The 19,118-nt window shown below is 67.3% G+C and carries 17 protein-coding genes and 1 tRNA gene; 9 read left to right on the top strand and 9 right to left on the bottom strand.

Features of this window, described 5'->3' with window-relative positions:
- Positions 1-35 precede the first annotated feature (35 nt).
- Together C0099_RS13485 and C0099_RS13480 are read right to left on the bottom strand one after the other, a co-directional pair.
- A tRNA-Lys gene (locus C0099_RS13485) sits at positions 36-111 on the bottom strand.
- Between the two features lie 87 nt (positions 112-198).
- Positions 199-1,308, bottom strand: a complete 1,110-nt coding sequence (locus C0099_RS13480; protein WP_102247896.1) for a YeeE/YedE family protein — start codon at positions 1,306-1,308, stop codon at positions 199-201.
- Between the two features lie 249 nt (positions 1,309-1,557).
- Between C0099_RS13480 and C0099_RS13475 the strand changes: the two genes are divergently transcribed.
- The 6 genes from C0099_RS13475 (at position 1,558) to C0099_RS13450 (ending at position 8,331) form a co-directional block, all read left to right on the top strand.
- Complete coding sequence (locus C0099_RS13475; protein WP_164084936.1) at positions 1,558-3,648, top strand: DUF1631 family protein; 2,091 nt, start codon at positions 1,558-1,560, stop codon at positions 3,646-3,648.
- Positions 3,645-4,574, top strand: a complete 930-nt coding sequence (locus tag C0099_RS13470) for an HDOD domain-containing protein (RefSeq protein WP_102247894.1) — start codon at positions 3,645-3,647, stop codon at positions 4,572-4,574. The genes C0099_RS13475 and C0099_RS13470 overlap by 4 nt, the downstream gene beginning before the upstream one ends.
- Before the next feature lie 111 nt (positions 4,575-4,685).
- Entirely contained in the window at positions 4,686-6,272 is a 1,587-nt protein-coding gene (locus tag C0099_RS13465) for a thymidine phosphorylase family protein (RefSeq protein WP_102247893.1), read from the top strand.
- A 1-nt stretch (position 6,273) separates the two neighbouring features.
- Positions 6,274-7,170 (top strand): ribose-phosphate diphosphokinase, encoded by an 897-nt coding sequence (locus tag C0099_RS13460; RefSeq protein ID WP_173768961.1) that lies wholly within the window; start codon positions 6,274-6,276, stop codon positions 7,168-7,170.
- Positions 7,163-7,744, top strand: coding sequence for a DNA-3-methyladenine glycosylase I (locus C0099_RS13455; protein ID WP_102247891.1), 582 nt, complete (start codon positions 7,163-7,165; stop codon positions 7,742-7,744). Before C0099_RS13460 ends, C0099_RS13455 begins: the two co-directional genes overlap by 8 nt.
- Positions 7,741-8,331, top strand: coding sequence for an acyl carrier protein phosphodiesterase (locus tag C0099_RS13450; RefSeq protein WP_102247890.1), 591 nt, complete (start codon positions 7,741-7,743; stop codon positions 8,329-8,331). Before C0099_RS13455 ends, C0099_RS13450 begins: the two co-directional genes overlap by 4 nt.
- Here C0099_RS13450 and C0099_RS13445 read toward each other — a convergent pair.
- The 6 genes from C0099_RS13445 to C0099_RS13420 form a co-directional block, all read right to left on the bottom strand.
- Positions 8,324-8,689, bottom strand: coding sequence for a hypothetical protein (locus C0099_RS13445; RefSeq protein ID WP_102247889.1), 366 nt, complete (start codon positions 8,687-8,689; stop codon positions 8,324-8,326). The genes C0099_RS13450 and C0099_RS13445 overlap by 8 nt on opposite strands.
- A 145-nt stretch (positions 8,690-8,834) precedes the next feature.
- Complete coding sequence (locus C0099_RS13440) at positions 8,835-9,470, bottom strand: LutC/YkgG family protein (protein ID WP_102247888.1); 636 nt, start codon at positions 9,468-9,470, stop codon at positions 8,835-8,837.
- The gene (locus C0099_RS13435) at positions 9,467-10,876 is read right to left on the bottom strand and encodes a LutB/LldF family L-lactate oxidation iron-sulfur protein (protein ID WP_102247887.1); all 1,410 of its coding nucleotides are present in this window, start codon (positions 10,874-10,876) and stop codon (positions 9,467-9,469) included. Before C0099_RS13435 ends, C0099_RS13440 begins: the two co-directional genes overlap by 4 nt.
- Positions 10,876-11,703, bottom strand: coding sequence for a (Fe-S)-binding protein (locus C0099_RS13430; RefSeq protein ID WP_102247886.1), 828 nt, complete (start codon positions 11,701-11,703; stop codon positions 10,876-10,878). Before C0099_RS13430 ends, C0099_RS13435 begins: the two co-directional genes overlap by 1 nt.
- An 81-nt stretch (positions 11,704-11,784) precedes the next feature.
- Positions 11,785-12,306, bottom strand: a complete 522-nt coding sequence (locus C0099_RS13425; RefSeq protein WP_199797616.1) for a thioesterase family protein — start codon at positions 12,304-12,306, stop codon at positions 11,785-11,787.
- Positions 12,303-12,953, bottom strand: coding sequence for a DUF502 domain-containing protein (locus C0099_RS13420; RefSeq protein WP_102247885.1), 651 nt, complete (start codon positions 12,951-12,953; stop codon positions 12,303-12,305). Before C0099_RS13420 ends, C0099_RS13425 begins: the two co-directional genes overlap by 4 nt.
- 165 nt (positions 12,954-13,118) lie before the next feature.
- Between C0099_RS13420 and C0099_RS13415 the strand changes: the two genes are divergently transcribed.
- The gene (locus C0099_RS13415) at positions 13,119-13,892 is read left to right on the top strand and encodes an outer membrane protein (protein WP_164084935.1); all 774 of its coding nucleotides are present in this window, start codon (positions 13,119-13,121) and stop codon (positions 13,890-13,892) included.
- Between the two features lie 86 nt (positions 13,893-13,978).
- On the opposite strand, the gene C0099_RS13410 is transcribed toward C0099_RS13415, so the two are convergent.
- A complete protein-coding gene (locus tag C0099_RS13410) occupies positions 13,979-15,523 on the bottom strand; it encodes an Nramp family divalent metal transporter (protein ID WP_102247883.1) in 1,545 nt (514 codons plus the stop codon).
- Between the two features lie 600 nt (positions 15,524-16,123).
- On the opposite strand from C0099_RS13410, the gene C0099_RS13405 reads away from it, so the two are divergent.
- Positions 16,124-17,770 carry a methyl-accepting chemotaxis protein gene (locus C0099_RS13405; protein ID WP_102247882.1) on the top strand — a complete coding sequence of 549 codons (1,647 nt, stop codon included), beginning with the start codon at positions 16,124-16,126 and terminating at the stop codon, positions 17,768-17,770.
- A gap of 138 nt (positions 17,771-17,908) precedes the next feature.
- Positions 17,909-19,114 (top strand): TraB/GumN family protein, encoded by a 1,206-nt coding sequence (locus C0099_RS13400; protein WP_102247881.1) that lies wholly within the window; start codon positions 17,909-17,911, stop codon positions 19,112-19,114.
- Positions 19,115-19,118 lie beyond the last annotated feature (4 nt).

Here is a 19,118-nt window from a genome sequence, read left to right as displayed (position 1 = left end):
ACGCCAGCCCCGAAGGGCTGGCGTTTCACTGGCGTTGGTGGGTCGTGCAGGGATCGAACCTGCGACCAACGGATTAAAAGTCCGCTGCTCTACCAGCTGAGCTAACGACCCGGGCGTTTGCCGAAAGACCGCGATTATTCCAAAGGCCCCGGCAGGCGTCAAGCTCGGGGGCGCATAAACCCGGATGGCATGGTCGAGTCAGTCCTCGCGCATCATCAGCCAGTACTGCACCTTCATGGTTACGGCCGCGCCGGCGATGATCGCGGCGGTGGTGAGCAGCGAGCCGACCGCCAGGGTCGAGAAGCCGGTCACGCCCTGACCGATGGTGCAGCCGAAGGCAGTGACGCCGCCGAAGCCCATCAGGATGGCGCCGACGATGTGGCGTACCAGATCGCCCGCGTCCATGAAGGATTCGACGCGCCAGGTGCGCGAGGTGGCCGCATAGACGGCCGAGCCGGCGATCACGCCGAGCACGCCGGCGATGCCGAAGGTGAAGATGCGGCTGGTGTCGCTCCACAGCATGAACAGTTCCAGCGTGTAGCCGACCGGTGCGACGAAGGTAAAGGATTCGGCCTGGCCGCTGTTGGTGCCGATGAAGGCCCGTTCGAGCGTGCGCGGGTGTTCCTCGACGAAGCCCACGTGCGCGGTGACGTACCAGCCGGCGACGCATACCGCGCCGATGGCGATCGCGCCGAGCAGGGTTTCGAGCTGACGCGCTTCGCGGCTGAGCAGCGTGAACACCAGCAGACCGCCACCGATGACCGCGGCCAGCGCCACCAGCGCCGTCTCGCGCGCCAGCCCGAGGCCGGCGAGGATGGACGGAAGATCCTGCGAGGTGCTCAGCTCGAACGAGATGGTGTCGATGTACTGCGTGCGCCACACGCCGAACAGGCCGCGCATCGTCATGTAGGCGGATATGCCGAGAAAGACGAACACGATCAGGGATTTGAGGTTGCCGCCGCCGATGCGGATCAGCGTCTTCGAGCCGCAGCCCGAGGCCAGCGTCATGCCGATGCCGAACAGTGCGCCGCCGAGCAGGTTGGAGAACCAGATCACGCGCGACCCGGTGTAGATGGAGTCGTCGGTGTCGAGCACGCCGGTCAGCTGCAGTGCGGCGGTGCCGAGGATGGCCACGCCGACGGCCGCGGCCCACATGCGCATGCGAGTCCAGTCGCCCATGTTCACGATGTCGGAGACCGCGCCCATGGTGCAGAAATTGGAGCGGTTGCCGGCATAGCCGAACACCAGACCGAGTGCGAAGGCGATCCAGGCGATGGTCGAGGCGGCGACAACGGGTTCGTCGAACATGGCAGGCACAGCGTTGGGAAGGGGCAGATTCTAGTGCATTCGCACCGGCCTGTGCCGCGCCGCGTTCTTGGCGCGGACAAGCTTTGACTACGAATGTGTGCGAATGTTGCCCGTCCGGCCGCTCGTCGGGCCGACGGAAGGACGGTGCCGGATCGGTTGGCGCAGCGATACCATACATTGACTGATCGCCCGTGCGCGAGAATCGCGCATCTGCGCCGGTCTGCCTGAATGCATGCAGCGGAGTCCAGCGTGAGCGAAGCCGATTCGATTCCTGTCAGCCCCGCCCGCCCCTCTGTCGGCGCCTACGCGGCCGTGCTGGCCGAGTGCAGCCGCCTGCTCGGCGAGCGCACGGCGGCGCAGCTCGAGGCCCTGCACGACCATTTGCTGCGCGAAGTCCAGGGCGCCGTGCGCGAGACCTACGATGCCTTGCGCAGCGACGTGTTTTCCGAGCTTTTGCGCACGCTGCGCCAGCACGGTCCGGTCGCGGCCGAGGCCTTCCCTTCGCATTTCCAGCGTGTGTCGCGCGAGCGCATGGCGCGTTCGGCACGCTCGCCGGCAACCTCCAGAGAGCGCATCGGCACGCGTGTCGAGCTGAGTCTGCTCGACGACAAGGTGTTCTCCGAATCCCTGGCCGTGCGCACCCAGGGGCATATACTCGCCAGTCCCTGCGAGGATGAGCTGAGCCAGCTGCGGGCGCGCGTGGCGCGCATGTTCGACGAGGACGCGGTCGACGAGATGCGCAATCCGCTCGCCCCGGAGGCCGTAGCCGAGGCGCTCAAGCACGCGTGCTGGACGCTCGAATGCAGCGACGCGGCGCGCGAAGCGCTGTTCATTCAAGCCACCCGGCTGCTTGCACCGACGATGCCGCAGACCTACCGCGCGCTCAACGAATATCTTGACGAGCGGCGCGTGTTGCCGCGGCTGCGCCCGCATGTCCGGCGTGATCGCGTGCGGGCCCTGACGCGCCGCGAAGCTGCCCCCGGCGCTACGGCCGACCTCGTCAAGCGCCTGGTCGCCCCCGCGTCGTCGCAGGGGGCCTCGCCCCCGGTCGGGGCACAGGGCGGAAACGTCAGCCCGGTGGTGCTCGATGCGCTCGCGCGCTTGCAGCGCGGCGAGGGCGAAGTCGAACTCGGCGGCGAACGCTTTTGCGTCGATGTGGCTGCGGCCGAAACGATGAATGTGCTGCGTGCACTGCTCGATGCGGGGCTGGCGCGTCAGGTCGGTGCGCTCGACCGCGTCGTCATCGACGTCGTCGCCACCCTGTTCGACTTGATCTTCGACGACGAGCGCGTGCCCGAGGCCATGAAAGGGCTGATCGGCCGATTGCAATTGCCGGTGCTGCGTCTGGCGCTGGTCGATCACGACTTCTTCTCCAATCGCGAACATGCCGCACGGCGTCTGATCAATGCGTTGGCGCAGGCGGCCGCGACCTGGGACGGCGAAGTCACGACGGACTGCGCGCTGTACCGCGTGGCCGAACCGCTGGTGCAGCGCATTCAGAGTGCGGGCGGGTCTGAACTCGGCGCGTTCGTCGACGCCCTGCGCCGTCTCGAGACCTTCCTCGCCGAGCAGGATCGCATCGCCGACGAGAAGGCCGCGACGCTCACCACCGCCCTGAGTGCGCGTGAGGCGCAGGAGATTGCACGCGGCATCGCGGCCGCGCGCGTCGCCCCGCATGTGGTCGATGAGCGCCTGCCGGTGACGGTGCGCGACCTGTTGCGCGACTGGTGGAGCGCCGTGCTGGCCGATGCGGCGCTGGCCGGCGGCGAGGATGGTGACGCCTGGCAGGACGCACTGGCGACCATGCGCGATCTGGTGTGGAGCGTGCAGCCCAAGAGCGGTGGCGAGGAGCGACAGCGTCTGGTGCGCATGTTGCCTGGCTTGCTTGCGCGCCTGCGCCGCGGTCTGGATGACCGGCGCATGCCCGAGGCCGCGCGCGAGGCTTTTTTCGCCGCGCTGGTGCGTCACCACGCCAAGGCCATCAAGAACGACATGCAAGCGCCGACTACCGCCGCTCCCGCCGTTGCCGCTCCCGTGGCGAGTCCGCAAGCCATCGGGCACGACGGACTGGACGAGCTGCATCGCGGCGACTGGGTGGAAATCGCGCTCGAAGCGGGGCAGCGCCGCGCCGTGCGTCTGTCCTGGGTGAGCCCGGCGCGCACCCTGTTCCTGTTTACCAATCGTCAGGGCGCACGCGCACTGGCGCTCACGCGCGGCGAGCTGGCGCGGCGCTTCGAACGCGGCGAGGCCCTGTTGATCGACGACGAGCCGCTGATGGATCGTCTGGTCGCCGATGTCCTCGAAGCCTATCGCCCGCAGCCGGCAGGAGCGACGTCATGAATCCGCGGGTGCGTCCACGCAACGAGATCGTCGGTGACATCCGTGCCTTCCTCGAAGCGGCCGAATCGCTGCCCACGCCGCAGGGCACGGCCTTGCGCATCATCGAACTGGCACGCGATGCGGATGCCGGGCTCGAAGACCTCGTTCGCGTGATCCAGACCGACCCGGCGCTGACCGGCTTCGTGCTGCGCGCCGCCTCGGCTGCACGCTTCTACAACATGCGCGGCACGGCCAGCGTGCAGCACGCGGTGCAGCGTCTGGGCCTGAACGCGATCCGCAGCTACGCGCTGGTGCTGTCGCTGATCACCCAGTCGCGCCGACTCGATTGCCAGGCCTTCGACTACGACCGCTTCTGGGCCGGGTCGCTGCACACGGGTATTCTCACCGAAGCGCTGGCGGTGGCGGCGCATCACCAGTCGGCTGACGACACCTTCGCGCTGGGCCTGCTCGGCAACGTCGGCATGCTCGCCTTCGCCACCGCGCAGCCGGCCGAATACTCCCGCGTGCTGGCCGTCGCCCGCTACGCGAAGACCGAGCTTGCGCCGCTCGAGCGCGAGGTCTTCGGTTTCGACCATCACGAGCTGGCGGCGGTGATGCTGGTCGACTGGGGGCTGCCCACGTCCACGGCCGACATCGTGTACTGGCAGCGTGACCCCGAGGGCGGCGGTTTCGCGCCGGGCTCCACGCCGTATCTGCTTGCCAGCATCGTGCGTCTGGCGCGCAGCGCCAGCAACTACCTGCTCGACCCGGACGAGGCCGACGCGCATCTGGCGAACATGCATTTGCGCGCGGCGGTCATCGAGCTGGAAACGGACATCCTGCACGAGGTCGTCGCGAACTCGGTCGATGCCTTGCGCGAGTGGACGCGGCTGATCGGCATGCCGATGCCGGCGCTCGACGCGCAACGGCTCGCCGCACTCGCCTGAAGCACGCTTGCGCGGGCTGACGTGCCGGTGCGATTCGTCGGATAATCGGCGCATGCACAGCACAATCGCACGCGCGCACCGATCCGGCGGGCAGGTACCCCGGGAGTCCGCATGAGCCGCCGCAAGATGCCCGTCATTGCCGAGGGCTGCGAGGCCGCGCATTCCGAACTGGCGCTGCGGCGTGTGGCGATCGACACCTGGCGCGAGAACGTCGTCTATCTGCACCGCGACTGTGCCGTGTATCGCGCCGAGGGCTTCCAGGCGTTGGCCAAGGTCGAAGTGCGCGCCAACGGCCGCATGATCCTCGCCACGCTCAACGTCGTCGATGACGCGGCCATCGTCGGTTGCCACGAACTGGGCTTGTCGGAGGATGCCTTCGCGCAGCTCGATGTCGCCGAGGGCCATCCGGGCAGCGTGCGCCAGGCCGAGCCGGCCGGCTCGATTCCCGCGCTGCATCGCAAGATCGACGGTCATCGCCTGGCGCGCGAGGATTACCGTGCGATCGTGCGCGACATTGCCGACCACCGCTATACCAAGATCGAGCTGACCGCCTTCGTCGTCGCCTGCAGCCAGAACGAACTCGACCGCGAGGAAGTGTTCTTCCTCACCGACGCGATGGTCGAGACCGGGCGCAAGCTCGACTGGCGCGAGCGTCTGGTCGTCGACAAGCACTGCATCGGCGGCATTCCGGGCAACCGCACGTCGATGCTGGTGGTGCCCATCGTCGCCGCCCACGGCATGCTGTGCCCCAAGACCTCGTCGCGTGCGATCACCTCGCCGGCCGGCACGGCGGACACCATGGAAGTGCTCGCCGACGTCGAGCTGCCCTTCGAGCGGCTGGAAGCCATCGTGCGCGAGCATCGCGCCTGCATCGCCTGGGGCGGCACGGCCGACCTGTCGCCGGCCGACGACATCCTGATTTCGGTCGAGCGCCCGCTGTCGATCGACTCGCCCGGCCAGATGGTGGCCTCCATCCTGTCGAAGAAGATCGCCGCCGGCTCCACCCATCTGGTGCTCGACATCCCGGTCGGGCCCAGCGCCAAGGTGCGCTCCATGCCCGACGCGTTGCGCCTGCGCAAGCTCTTCGAGTACGTCGCGCGCGCGATGAATCTGGCGCTCGACGTGGTCATCACCGACGGTCGCCAGCCGGTGGGACTGGGCATCGGCCCGGCGCTCGAGGCGCGCGACGTCATGCGCGTGCTCGAGAACCACCCCGAGGCACCGTCCGATCTGCGCCAGAAGGCGCTGCGCCTGGCCGGCCGCATGATCGAGTTCGATCCCGACGTGCGCGGTGGCGAAGGCTTCGCGATCGCGCGCGACATTCTCGATTCGGGCCGCGCGCTGGCGAAGATGGACGCCATCATCCGCGCCCAGGGAGGGCGCGGCTTCGATGCCGAGCGGCCTGAACTGGGACGGCTGGGTTTCGAGGTGCGTGCGCGCGAAGACGGCGTCGTCACCGCCATCGACAACCTGCAGATCGCCCGCATCGCCGGACTGGCCGGCGCGCCCAAGGTCAAGGGGGCTGGCGTCGAACTGGTGCGCAAGCTCGGCGACGCGGTGCGCGCCGGCGAGCTGTTGTACCGTGTGCACGCCAGCTTCCCGGCCGATCAGGCGTTCGCGCGCCAGGCGGCCGAGCGCGACGACGGCTACCGCATCGGCCCGGCAACCGGCGTGCAACATCTGTTCGTGGAGTTCTGACGTGGAAGGGATTCTGCTGCATTTCGACGACGAAGCCAGGGTCGCGGCCAAGCTCGCGCCGGCGGCGGACTTGCGCGCCGCAGTCATCGAGCGTCACCGCTTTCCGGACGGTGAGCTGCGCCTGCGCCTGCCCGCCGTGCTGCCGCCACAGGTGATTGTGCTGCGCGGCCTGCACGAACCCAACGAGAAACTCGTCGAGCTGCTGCTCACCGCGCGCAGTGCGCGCACGCTGGGTGCGCGGCGGCTGACGCTGGTTGCGCCCTATCTCGGCTACATGCGCCAGGACGCCGCCTTTCGCCCCGGCGAGGCGGTCAGCCAGACCATCGTCGGCGGCTTCCTGGCCGAACTGTTCGACGCGCTGATCACGGTCGATCCGCACCTGCACCGCGTGCTGCATCTGTCCGATGCGGTGCCGGTGGAGCAGGCCGTTGCACTCTCGGCGGCCGAACTGCTCGCCAGCGTCGCACTGGCGCATCGCGAGCGGCCGCTGCTGCTCGGCCCCGACGAGGAGGCCGCGCAGTGGGTCGAGGCCGGCGCGCGCGCCTTCGGGCTCGATTTTGCGGTGTGCACCAAGCACCGCCACGGCGATCATGAGGTCGAGATCCGCCTGCCCGAGGTCGATGTGTCGGGGCGCGCGGTCGTCATTCTGGACGATGTCGCCAGCACTGGACGCACCGTCGCACGCGCGGCCACGCTGCTGCGCGCGGCCGGTGCCGCATCGGTGGATCTGGCCGTTACCCACGCACTTTTCGCCGGTGACGCGCTTGCCACGGTGCGCGCAGCCGGCGTCGAGCATGTGTGGAGCACCGACGCCATCGCGCACGAGACCAATGTCGCGAGTGTCACCGCATTGATCGCCGCCGCCCTCAGCCGGCTTGCGGAGCACAGCGATGACTGAGAGCACGCGCTGCGGCTGGGCGGGTTCGGACCCGCTGTACGTCGCCTACCACGACACCGAGTGGGGCGTGCCGGTCACGGATGAGCGCACGATGTTCGAGTTTCTGCTGCTCGAAGGCATGCAGGCGGGCCTCGCGTGGATCACGGTGCTGAAAAAGCGCGCACGCTACCGCGAGGTCTTCGACGGTTTCGACCCCGATCGCATCGCACGCTACGACGAGGCCAAACGCGCCGCGCTGCTCGCGGACGCCGGCATCATCCGCAACCGCGCCAAGGTCGACGCCGCCATCGGCAACGCTCGTGCATGGCTGGAACTGCGCGAGGCCGGCATCGATCCGGTCGCATGGCTGTGGGGGTTCGTCGGTGGAGCGCCGCGCCAGAATGCCTGGCCGCGGCTCGCCGACGTGCCGGCCACCACGCCCGAATCGGACGCGATGGCCAAGGCGCTCAAGGCGCGTGGCTTCAAGTTCGTCGGCTCGACCATCTGCTACGCCCACATGCAGGCCACCGGCATGGTCAACGACCATGTTGCGGACTGCTTCCGCCACGCCGAGGTGGCGAAGCTGGCGCAATGAATTTCCTCGCACATGCCTGGCTTGCCGGCGACTCGCCGGCCGACCGGCTGGGGGGGCTGATCGGTGATTTCGTCAAAGGCCCGCTTCCGGCCGGCCTGCCCGCCGATGTGGCCGAGGGCGTACGTCTGCATCGCGCGATCGACAGTTTCGCCGACACCCACCCGGCCTTCATGGCGAGCCGCGCGCGCGTGCCGGCCACGCGCCGGCGCGTGGCCGGCATCCTCGTCGACATGTTCTACGATCACTTTCTGGCGCGGCACTGGCACGAGTTCCACGATTGGCCGCTGGAGGACTTCACCGCTGGCGCCTATCGGCTGATGGCCGATCATGGCGCCATTCTGCCGCCGCGACTGGCCACGCTGTTGCCGGTGATGGCCGGCGACGACTGGTTCACCTCCTACCGCGACGCCGAGTCGGTGGCGTATGCGCTGGACCGCATGGCAAGACGCCTGAGCCGGCCGCATCTGCTGACAGGCTCAGGCGCCGTGTTGCATGCGGATTACGCCGGCTTCGAAGCCGACTTTCGCGCCTTCCTGCCCACCGCGAGCGATTTCGTCGAGGCGCAGCGGGCGGCTCGTCTCAGTTGATGCGGAACACGATGGGCGGCACGTGCACGACCACCCCCGGGTCGTAGCGATACACCACGCGCGGCGGCGGCGAGTAGTGGATCACGCGCGGATGGTAGTAGCGATACACCACCGTGGACTTGCCGCGATGATCGTGGCGATATCCCGGCCTGTAATGGTCGCGATGCTCGGCACGGCGCTCGTACTTGTGGCGGTCGTATTTGTTGTATCGCTCATGCTTGTCGTAGCGGTACTCATGGCGGTTGTCGTAACGCCGGTGATCCCGGTCGCCGGCCAGTGCCGGCACCGCGGCGGCAAGCAGCGTGCCGCCCGCGACGAGCGCGACGACGAGCTGACGGACGGACGGTTTCGCTTTCATCGGTCTCTCCCGGTGAGCCGGGCGCGCGACGAGGGTGCCGCGCGCCATGAGTTCAATCTAGGAGAGCGCGTATTACGGCGCTGTAATAGGTTGATGCCGGATGTTTCGAGTGTGTCAGGGCGTTTCGGAGCGGTCCGCGGGCGGTTCAGCCGATCAGGATCACATGCACCCGCCGCGGCCCGTGCGCGCCGAGCTGGATGGTCTGCTCGACGTCTGCGGTGCGTGACGGCCCTGAAACAATGTTGGTGGCGCGGGGCATGCCTGCGTCGCGTTTTCGCAACAGGGCCCAGGCGTCCTCGAAGCGGTCGACGATCTGCTTCGCTTCCAGCACGACGATATGATCGTCCGGCACGAAGTTGTGCGTGATGGGGTTGTCGGGGCCGGAGGCGAAGACCAGGCTGCCGGTTTCCGCCACGGCTGAAAAGCAGGTGGTCAGCGACAAGGCCTCGTCGATGCCGGCCGGGTCGTGGTGCTTGTGCCAGCCGCGCGGCCATTTGAGTTCGCGCAGCGCGCCGCCGACCGCGATCTTCTTCTTCAGGTCGTGGGCGGCGCGGTAGGCCTCGACGGTCGCGACGATCTGGTCGGCGCTGTCGATGCGCACGACGGTGCCGGAGCGGCTTTCGAACTTGCGTTTGAACCGTTCCACCGGGTCCTCGTCCTGTGCAGGGCGGGTGTGGGCCGGAATGCGCGCGTCGAGTTCGGCGCGCTGCGCGTCGTCGAGCGCGCCGCGCCCGAGCGAGGCGCGCACCGCGCCGAGGATGGCTTCGCGGGCGCTCGTCATTTCTGGCCCCTCCTGGCTTTCCACTGGTCGATGAAGGTCTTGCCGGTCGGTGCGGGCAGGTCGCGCGTGTCGGTCCAGCCGGCGGCGAACGGCATGCGGCGGATGCGCCCCTTCGTTCGGCCGGCCAGCGCCAGCGCGCGGGTGGCGATGCGCTCGCCGAAGTGGTAGAGCTTGGGCCGCGTCGCGGCGAAGCGCCACAGCGCCAGCGCGTGGCGCTGCGTGGGGGGCGAGAGTTCGCGCTGATGCTGCATGTGGCGCAGCTCGCGCAGCAGGTCGGGCAGCGGGATCTTGACCGGGCATACCGAGGCGCAGCGGCCGTTGAGCGTGCATGCGTTGGGCAGATCGTAGGAATTGTCCAGGCCCTTGATCAGCGGCGTGAGTACCGAGCCCATCGGCCCCGGATAGACCCAGCCGTAGGCATGGCCGCCGACCGAGCCGTACACCGGGCAGTGGTTCATGCACGCGCCGCAGCGGATGCAGCGCAGCATCTCGCGAAAACGCCCGCCCAGCATCTTCGAGCGGCCGTTGTCGACGAGCACCACGTGGTATTCCTCGGGGCCGTCGATGTCGCCCTCGCGACGCGGGCCGGTCGAGAAGGTGGTGTAGGTCTCGGTTTCCTGGCCGGTGGCGCTGCGCGCGAGCAGACGCAGCAGCAGCGTGGCGTCGTCGAGCGTGGGCACGACCTTCTCGATGCTCGAGGTGACGATGTGCACCCTGGCCAGCGTCTGTGTGAGGTCGCCGTTGCCCTCGTTGGTGACGATCACCGAAGAGCCGGTCTCGGCGATCAGGAAGTTGCCGCCGGTGATGCCCACGTCGGCCGCGAAGAACTTGCCGCGCAGCATCTCGCGCGCCTCGTTGACCAGATCGGGTACCGAGGTCTTGGGCGGGCGGTCGTGGTGCGCGGCGAACAGTTCGGTGATCTGCTTCTTGGTCTTGTGTACGGCGGGCGCGATGATGTGCGAGGGTGGCTCCTCGGCGAGCTGGATGATGTACTCGCCCAGATCGGTCTCGACCACCTCCATGCCGTTGGCGATCAGCGCCTCGTTCAGGCCGATCTCCTCGGAGATCATGGATTTGCCCTTGGTCACCGTCTTCGCGTCGTGACGCTTGCAGATCTCGAGCACGATGCGCCGCGCCTCGGCGGCGTCGCGTGCCCAGTGCACGTGACCGCCGGCGGCCGTGACCGCCGCCTCGTACTTCTCGAGGTAGTGGTCGAGGTGCTCCAGGATGTGGTTCTTCAGCCCCTTGGCTTCCTCGCGCAACTGCTCGAACTCGGGCAGTTCGGCCGCGCGCGCGGCGCGCGTGCCGATGAAGCCGTCGCGCGCGCGATCGAGCGCGCTCTGCAGGTTGGCGTCGTGGATCGCGAAGACCGAACGCTGCTTGAACTCGCGGGAACGAATCTCCATTACTTGCTCTCCTTGCGGGCATCAGCAATGCCCGGGCCGCTCGCCATGCCGGCCAGCACCTCGGCGACGTGATACACGCGCAACGGTGCGTTGATGCGCTTGAGGCGTCCGGCGATGTTCATCAGACAGCCCAGGTCGCCGCCCAGCAGCACCTCGGCGCCGGTATCGAGCGCGTTGCGGATCTTGTCATCGACCATCTTGGTCGAGATTTCGGGGTACTTCACGCAGAATGTGCCGCCGAAGCCGCAGCACACCTCGGTGTCCTCCATCTCACGCAGATTGAGGCCGTCGACCCCGGCGAGCAGCGCACGCGGCTGGCCCTTGATGCCCAGTCCGCGCAAGCCGGAGCAAGAATCGTGGTAGGTCGCGGCGTGGGCGAAGCGCGCGCCCTCCGGGATCTTCGCGCCGAGCACGTCGTGCAGGAAGGCAGTCAGTTCCCAGCTCTTGGCGGCGAGGCGCTCGGCGCGCTCGCGCCAGGGCGCGTCGTCCGCGAACAGCACCGGGTAGTCGTGGCGGATGGTCGCCATGCACGAGCCGGAAGGGCCGACCACGTATTCGAAGTTCTCGAAGGTCTCGATCACCTGGCGCGCGAGTGCGCGTGCCGAGTCGGAGTCGCCGCTGTTGTAGCCGGGCTGGCCGCAACAGGTCTGCGCGTCGGGCACCTCGACCTGACAGCCGGCCTCTTCGAGCAGCTTGACGCTGGCAAAGCCCACGCTCGGGCGAAAGACGTTCATCAGACAGGTGGCGAACAGGCCGACGCGCGGGCGGGTGGCCTTTCTGGCCGTGTCCTCGCTCGTGGTGTCGGCGGTGCTGCGGGTGTCGGACATGGTGCGCTCCGGGGTCGCGGGGATGTTCGCCGCAGTGTAGCAAGAGCGCCCCTGCGGCGAATCCGTGATTGTCCGCAGGGCTCAGCCGCGCCGCCGTATGCCGATGCGCCGGCCGATGTGGTCGTCGGGCGGCAGGCCGGCATGCGCTGCGGCGAGCACGTCCAGCCGCGTCGTGATCTCGGGCGGGAAGGGCGCGGAGCGGCGTGCGCGCAGGTCGATGTGCATGGTGATCGATTCGTTGGTCGCGGCCAGCCAGCCTTCCTCGGCGTGATGCATCGAATGCAGCAGATGCACGCGCTTGTGGTCGTGGTCGACGAGTCGCGTGTGCACCACGTAGGGCGCGCGCGGGCGCAGTTCGCGATCGTAGGTCAGGTGCATCTCGAGCGCGAATGTGGAGCACTGCGTGCGGCGGATGTATTCGGGGTTCTTGCCGAGCATCGCCAGGAAGCGGTCGGTGGCGCGGTCGAAGATCAGCAGGTAGTAAGCCACGTTCATGTGGCCGTTGTGGTCCAGCCATTCGTCGAGCACCTGTCCTTCGGCGCTGACCAGCGGCTCGGCGGGGAAGGTGTCCAGCGGTTCGATCTGGGCGGGGCTCGTGGTCATGCCTTGGATTGTTCGCTTGCGGTTTTGACGGCTTCGGGGCGGCTGACCTTCTTGCGCTGGTTGCCGACGCCGGTGACGCCTGCGGTGAGGATGAAGCGCATCGCCTCGTCCATGCTGATGTCGAGTTCGCGCACGTTGGCACGCGGCACGACCGCGGTGTAGCCGCCGATCATGTAGCTCATCGGCAGATAGACGAGCACGCTGCCCTCGTCGCCGAAGTTCCTGGGCATGCGGTTGCGGTCGGTCTGGGTGACCAGGCCCACCACTTCCAGTCCGGTTTCGGGCAGCTTCACCGCGACCACCTGACGGAAGTCCTTCTTGCGCATCGGCGAGAAGTATTCGAAGAAGTCGCGGATGGTCGGATAGATGCTGCGCACGATCGGCAGTTTCTGGAAGAGCGTCTCACCATACTCGACCAGGCGCTGCATCACGTAGGTGTGCATCAGCAGGCCGACGACGAAACACAGCACCAGGCCGATGGCTACGCCCAGGCCCGGCTGATAGATGCCGTCGGGCAGCACCGCGAGCAGACGTCGCCCGAGCAGGTTCTCGGCCGATACGACCAGCCACCACAGCAGGTAGATGGTGAGCGTGACCGGCAGGATGGTGATCAGGCCGGTGAGGATGTTGCGGGTGATGACGCCCATGGTCGTAGCTGTCCTGTGAAAAATGCGCTGCGCCGCGCAATGACGATTGTGCAACAAATGGCAGCACGCTGCGCGCAAGGGTTTGCCGCGAGTTCGACGATCGGCGACACTCGTCGCCATGCCCGCGTAGGGCGTGCCTTCCATCCGTTTGTCACAAGGCTTTCCATGAAGGTTTCCCGAAGATTTCCGGTGTTTTGCGGCGCTGTTCTGGCATTGGCCGCCAGCGCCCCGTCCATGGCCGCGGACGGCGCCTATGTGCGTTTGGGCGTCGCTGCGGAATGGTCGCGTGATGCGCATTTTCGCGACCGCGACTGCGCCGCCACCGCGCCGCCGGCGCTGTTCGGCTGTGGGGCGGGCAGGGACGGGCGCACGCTCGGCGCGCGTGGCGACTTCGGCGACGGACACGCGTTCGACGTGGCTGTCGGTCGGCGCTTCTCGCCGATGCTGCGCGGCGAGTTGCTGCTCACCCATCGGCGTGGTTTCGACTTCGACGGGCAGGCCAATTTTCTGAATGTCGCCGGCCCGCAGCCGGTCGGCGGCAGCCTGCGCTCGACTGCGCTGTTCGCGGCAGGCTATGTGGATCTGGCACCCATCGGTCGTGTCCAGCCCTTCGTCGGTGCCGGCGTGGGGCTGGCGCGCAACCGTGTCGGCAGCATGCGTTATGGTTTCCCGGGGCTGGGTGCGAACGCGTCGACGACGGTCTCCGGCGGCAGCCACACCGGTTTCGCGTGGATGGCCGCGGCAGGCGTCAACGTTGCGCTCGATGCCGGCTGGAGCGTCGACGTGGCCTGGCGTTACACGGATCTGGGCCGCGTGCGCAGCGACCATGGCGATGCGACCATCGTGCGCTCGTCCGGGAGCTTCGACCTCGACATCGCCGGCACGCGCGCGCGGCTGCGCACCCATGGCCTGTCGCTGGGGCTGCGTCGCAGCTTCTGATCGCGTCGCCGGGCGGCACAAAAAAAGCCCCGGGGATCGCCCGGGGCTTTTTCATGCGCGGCAGGGCGGGTGGCCCTGCGTCGGCATCAGAAGAACTTCACGTAGATCACCAGCAGGGTGGCCGCGGTGAACAGCACGAAGCACAGCCAGGTGAAGTTGCGCACCAGATGGCCCGGATAGTAGATCTTGTCGGTCTTCGGGATCACGTTCAGGCAGAACTTGAACATGTAGTAGAAGATCACCGGCGAGAACAGCAGGGTCATCGCGGATGCGATCAGTACCAGGAACACCGGACGCTCGAAGCCGTAGATGATGGCGGTCGAGGCGAGCAGCGAGTAGATGATCGTGATGCGGTAGATGTTGTGCTCGGAGTACCACGCCTTCTTCGCCTGCGGGCTCGGGTCCTCGATGCCGGACAGGTCCGCGGTCTTGCGGAACAGGTTGCGGCAGCAGGCACCGACCACGCGCGGCCAGCCGTCGAAGTAGTTGATCGCGGTCGAGTAAGTCGCGGCGAGCGCGCCGAGGATGAAGACATACATCATGCCCGGGCCGATCGACTCGGTGAACATGCGGGCCAGTTCGCCCATCACGGCACGACCCTTCACGTCGCTCGGGTACAGGTACATCGCGGCCAGCATCATGAAGATCGAGGCGATGACGAACGACACCCAGTGGCCGAAGGCGAAGTCCATGTTGCCGATCTTGAACCAGCGGCGGCAGTACTCCTGCCCGTGCGGGCTGAGCTTGTTCACATGCACCGTCAGGTCTTCGGCGCGCGGGTTGAACGAGTCGAACTTGCCCGCAACGCCGTGCTCTTCCAGCGTCTTGCGCAGCATCGGCATGCCGGCCTTCTTGGCCTTGCCCCACTCGGACGACTGCAGTGCCACGTCCAGACCGGTCGGCAGCAGACCCAGGAACGCGGCCAGGATCAGCAGCGAGCCCGGCGGGTAGTAGCCGAATTCGGGGTGCGGCATGATGAAGAAGCTGAAGTCGGACAGCGCAGGCGGATTCCAGAAGAACACGAACAGCGTGGTCAGCACCAGCAGGATCACGAAGATCTTGGTGACCGTCTCCAGCGTCTTGTACTGGCCCGAGAGCACCAGCGCGCAGGCGGTGACGCCGACGAACACGCCGTAGTGCCACAGCTCCAGCCCCCAGCCGAGGTGCTCGCTGAAGAAGAAGTACAGCACCGCCGCAGTCGCGACGACACGGCTGGCCTGGCCCAGTGCGCACTGCGCGATGGTCACGAACAGCACATACCAGATGGCCCATTTGCCCTTGGTCGTACACATCGCGTCCATCACCGACTTGCCGGTGGCGTTGGTGAAGCGGAACGACATCTGGAAGCCGTAGTACTTCATGACATAGGCCAGCAGCACCGACCACAGCAGCGCGAAGCTGAACGTACCGCCGGCCACCGGTGCCGTGACGAGGTGACTGGTACCGATACCGGTCATCATCAGCAGCAGGCCGGGGCCGAAGTGCTTGAACATGCTGATCGGCGACATGTCCGGCAGTTCGAGTTTCTCGATCTCCGGAATGTGCACCGTCTTGCCGCCCTGGGCGCCGGCCCTGGCCTCGTCCCGAGGCATCGAGCCGGCGTCGAGGACGCCCTGATTGCTATCAGACATAGGAATGACTCTCCAAGCGAACCCTCGCCGACGCCTTCCAAGCGCCGGCGGGTCATGCAGGACGGCATTCGTGGCCGACACTGCATGGTTGATTTACACGCGTGCTGGCTGCGCCGGTGACGCAGCCGATCATTTTGTTTTTGTCGTCCTGCTCTATTTTTGAGCCGGTGTGATCGGGCGATGAACTGCCCGACGGACTTCGACCGCTGCGGGGATGGCCCGAGCCGGTCGAGGCTTGCTGCACTGACGGTGTGGTGGCCGTCGAGGGCCGGTCGTCACGCGGTTTCGTGAAGTTCCGGAGTGCTCTTCAGCGGGATGCGAAGGTGTCGCGACCCGCATAGAGCGGATGCAATGGTGCCATAAAAGTTCCTGTTGAGTCGATGTAGGTTGCTGTTTTTTTAAACAAAGTTATCGGTGCATAAATAGAGCTAATGAATCTTTCCGCAAGTCAGTCATGAAATATTGCGCAAACGCCGGTTTCAGTGCGTGCCCTGAATCGCTAAAGTTCCGGGCCGGCTTGCCGTAAGCCGCGACATGAGGAGGCCGCGAACGCGCGTTGCCGCCATGTCGGCTTGCTGCCGGAGTCACGGGAGAGGAATCATGAACGTCGTCAACAACGCACCGATCCGCGTCAAGCTGTTGGTGCCGCTGGCCCTGATCACGGTCATGCTGATCGCGATCAGCATCATCGGCGTCACGCGCCTGGGTCTGCTCAATGACAGGGTCGACGAGATGTCGGGCCGCTACATGGACGCGCAAAGCGCCTTGCTCGCGGCCGACCGCGACCTGCAGCAGGCATTGGTGGCCGAGCGCAGCATCCTGTCGGTGGAGGCGGGATCGGATTTCTTCGAAACCTTCGAGGCGGCCCACCGCCAGAACCTCGACCAGGCCTTCGCCGGGGTGGCGCGCTACGCTGAACTGATGGGCGACGAGACGGCGGCCGCCGCCAATGCCGAGTTCCAGCGCCTGGCGAAGATCTGGGAGGAGACCTCGCTGGGGGTGGTCGACACCATGCGCAATGGAACCCTGTCGGACGCGGTGGCGGCGATGGCCTCGTCGGTCTACAAGGGCGAACCGGAGTTCAACGCCGCGCGCGACGTCCTCGACGGCGAGCAGGAGCGTCTGGACGCCGTTCTCGACCAGTACAGCAAGGATGCGGAATTCGCCTACGAGAGCGCCTTCGTGATGCTCGTCGCAGCTTCGCTGATCGGCATCGCCGTGTGCATTCTGGTCGGCGCCTTCCTGCCCGGCACCATCGCCCGCCCGATCCGCGAGATCAGTCGCGTACTGTCCGAGCTGGCCACCGGCAACGGCGACCTGACGCGTCGCATGCCCGATACGCGCAAGGACGAGATCGGCGAGCTGGCGCGCTATTTCAACCACTTCATGGACAACCTGCAGACCCTGGTGCGCCAGGTGTCGGAATGCTCCGACCAGGTCTCGTCGGCTTCGTCGGAACTGTCCGCGACCGCGACCGGTGTGGCCAACAGCTCGCAGGCGCAGAGCGAGTCGGCGGCTTCGACCGCTGCCGCGGTGGAAGAGATCACCGTGTCGATCTCGTCGGTCGCGCAGGGCGCCGAGGAAGTGCTGACGCTCTCGCGCGACGGCATGCAGCTGACCGGCAACAGCAACCGCGGTCTGAAGGAGCTGCTCAACGAGGTCGCGCGCGTCGAGAATGCGGTCAAGGAGATCGCCACCGCGGTCGAGGAATTCGTGCGCAGCAGCCAGGCCATCACCAACATGACCAAGCAGGTCAAGGACATGGCTGACCAGACCAACCTGCTCGCGCTCAACGCAGCCATCGAGGCGGCGCGCGCCGGCGAGCACGGGCGCGGCTTCGCGGTGGTCGCAGACGAGGTGCGCAAGCTCGCCGAGAAGTCCGGCCATGCCGCGAGCGAGATCGACGTGGTCACGCGCACCCTGGGCGAGCAGTCCGAAGGCGTCGAGAAGAGCATCGAGCTGGGCCTGTCCTCGCTGGCATCGAGCCAGAAGCAGGTCGCGCACGTGGTGGAACTGCTCGAGGAGGCCACCAGTACCGTCGAGCGCGCGGTTGGTGGTGTCGGCGAGATCACCTCGTCGGTCAAGGAGCAGACTGCCGCCTCCAACGACATCGCGCGCAACGTCGAGAGCATCGCGCAGATGGCCGAACAGAACAGCGAGGCGGTGCGCGAGACCTCCGAGGCCGCCCACCACCTCGAAAACCTCGCCGCGACGCTGCGCACGCTGGTCGGTCGCTTTCGCGTCTGAGTATGTCGCCGGCTTCGTCCGGAACGGCCCGCAGCCCCGGCTGCGGGCCGTTTTCACGTCCCCTGCGCGTGCTTCCGCGCAGGGGCACGCGCTCTGATAGGATGGCGCGCTGGACTCTCAAGGCGCGCCCTTCACTCCATGTCTGACATTCTCGCTTCCGAACCCCATCGCGTGGTGCGCGTCGGGGAGGTCGAAATCGTGCTCCTCGGCACGGCTCATGTCTCGCCGGCCAGCGTAGAGGCGGTGCGCGCGCTGCTCGCAACCGGCGATTACGACGCCGTCGCGGTCGAGCTGTGCGCCAGCCGCCAGCGCGCCATGTTCGACCCGGACGCGATGGGCCGGCTGGATCTGTTCAGCGTCATGAAGAATCGCCAGGTCGCGATGGTTGCCGCCAGTCTAGCGCTGGGCGCCTACCAGATGCGCATCGCCGAGCAATACGGCATCGAGCCCGGCGCCGAACTGCGCGCGGCCATCGACGGTGCCATCGACGGCGGCCTGCCGTTGGCGCTGATCGACCGCGACATCGGCCTGACCCTGCGCCGCACCTATGCGTCCGTGCCATGGTGGCGGCGCATGGAACTGGTCGGTGGCCTGCTCTCGAGCGTGCTCTCGCGCGACAAGATCGAGGAGTCCGAGATCGAGCGGCTCAAGCAGGGCGACATGCTCGAATCGACCTTCAGCGAATTCGCCGAGCAGTCCGAGACGCTCTACCGCCCGGTCATCGAAGAGCGCGACCGCTACATGGCGGCGAGCCTGCGCCGCTTCGCCGCCGAGCGCGGCTCCGGGCGCGTGCTGGCGGTGGTCGGCGCGGGTCATCTGGCCGGCATCGAACGCCACCTGGCCGACACCCAGCCACCGGCCGAGACCCTGGCCGAGCTCGAGCAGGCGCCGCCGCGCCCGCGTTGGCCCCGGGTGCTGCCGTGGGTCATCGTCGCGGTGATCCTGGTCGGCTTCGTCATCGGCTTTTCACGCAATACCGACATCGGCCTGCAGATGGTCGCCGACTGGGTGCTCATCAACGGCGGGCTGGCGGCGATCGGCGGCGCGCTGGCGCTGGCGCACCCGCTCACCATCCTCACCGCGGCGGTGGGTGCGCCGCTGACCTCGCTCAATCCGACCATCGGCATCGGCTTCGTCGCGGCCGCCGTGGAGATCTTCCTGCGCAAGCCGCAGGTCGGCGACTTCGCGACCCTGCGCCGCGACGTCATGCACTGGAAGGGCTGGTGGCACAACCGCGTCTCGCGTGTGCTGCTGGTGTTCCTGCTGACCACGCTGGGCTCGGCCATCGGCACCTATGTGGGCGGCGCCAAGGTCTTCGGTCACCTCTTCGGCGACGGCGGCTGACGGC

The organism is Pseudazoarcus pumilus, assembly GCF_002872475.1.
In the GTDB taxonomy this organism is placed as follows: Bacteria; Pseudomonadota; Gammaproteobacteria; order Burkholderiales; family Rhodocyclaceae; genus Pseudazoarcus; species Pseudazoarcus pumilus.
This window is presented reverse-complemented; position numbering and strand designations above follow the sequence as displayed.

Coding starts and splice junctions, on each gene's coding strand:
- C0099_RS13480 (WP_102247896.1), bottom strand. CDS start 1,308: ATGTTCGACGAACCCGTTGTCGCCGCCTCGACCATCGCCTGGATCGCC.
- C0099_RS13470 (WP_102247894.1), top strand. CDS start 3,645: ATGAATCCGCGGGTGCGTCCACGCAACGAGATCGTCGGTGACATCCGT.
- C0099_RS13465 (WP_102247893.1), top strand. CDS start 4,686: ATGAGCCGCCGCAAGATGCCCGTCATTGCCGAGGGCTGCGAGGCCGCG.
- C0099_RS13455 (WP_102247891.1), top strand. CDS start 7,163: ATGACTGAGAGCACGCGCTGCGGCTGGGCGGGTTCGGACCCGCTGTAC.
- C0099_RS13450 (WP_102247890.1), top strand. CDS start 7,741: ATGAATTTCCTCGCACATGCCTGGCTTGCCGGCGACTCGCCGGCCGAC.
- C0099_RS13445 (WP_102247889.1), bottom strand. CDS start 8,689: ATGAAAGCGAAACCGTCCGTCCGTCAGCTCGTCGTCGCGCTCGTCGCG.
- C0099_RS13440 (WP_102247888.1), bottom strand. CDS start 9,470: ATGACGAGCGCCCGCGAAGCCATCCTCGGCGCGGTGCGCGCCTCGCTC.
- C0099_RS13435 (WP_102247887.1), bottom strand. CDS start 10,876: ATGGAGATTCGTTCCCGCGAGTTCAAGCAGCGTTCGGTCTTCGCGATC.
- C0099_RS13430 (WP_102247886.1), bottom strand. CDS start 11,703: ATGTCCGACACCCGCAGCACCGCCGACACCACGAGCGAGGACACGGCC.
- C0099_RS13425 (WP_199797616.1), bottom strand. CDS start 12,306: ATGACCACGAGCCCCGCCCAGATCGAACCGCTGGACACCTTCCCCGCC.
- C0099_RS13420 (WP_102247885.1), bottom strand. CDS start 12,953: ATGGGCGTCATCACCCGCAACATCCTCACCGGCCTGATCACCATCCTG.
- C0099_RS13415 (WP_164084935.1), top strand. CDS start 13,119: ATGAAGGTTTCCCGAAGATTTCCGGTGTTTTGCGGCGCTGTTCTGGCA.
- C0099_RS13410 (WP_102247883.1), bottom strand. CDS start 15,523: ATGTCTGATAGCAATCAGGGCGTCCTCGACGCCGGCTCGATGCCTCGG.
- C0099_RS13405 (WP_102247882.1), top strand. CDS start 16,124: ATGAACGTCGTCAACAACGCACCGATCCGCGTCAAGCTGTTGGTGCCG.
- C0099_RS13400 (WP_102247881.1), top strand. CDS start 17,909: ATGTCTGACATTCTCGCTTCCGAACCCCATCGCGTGGTGCGCGTCGGG.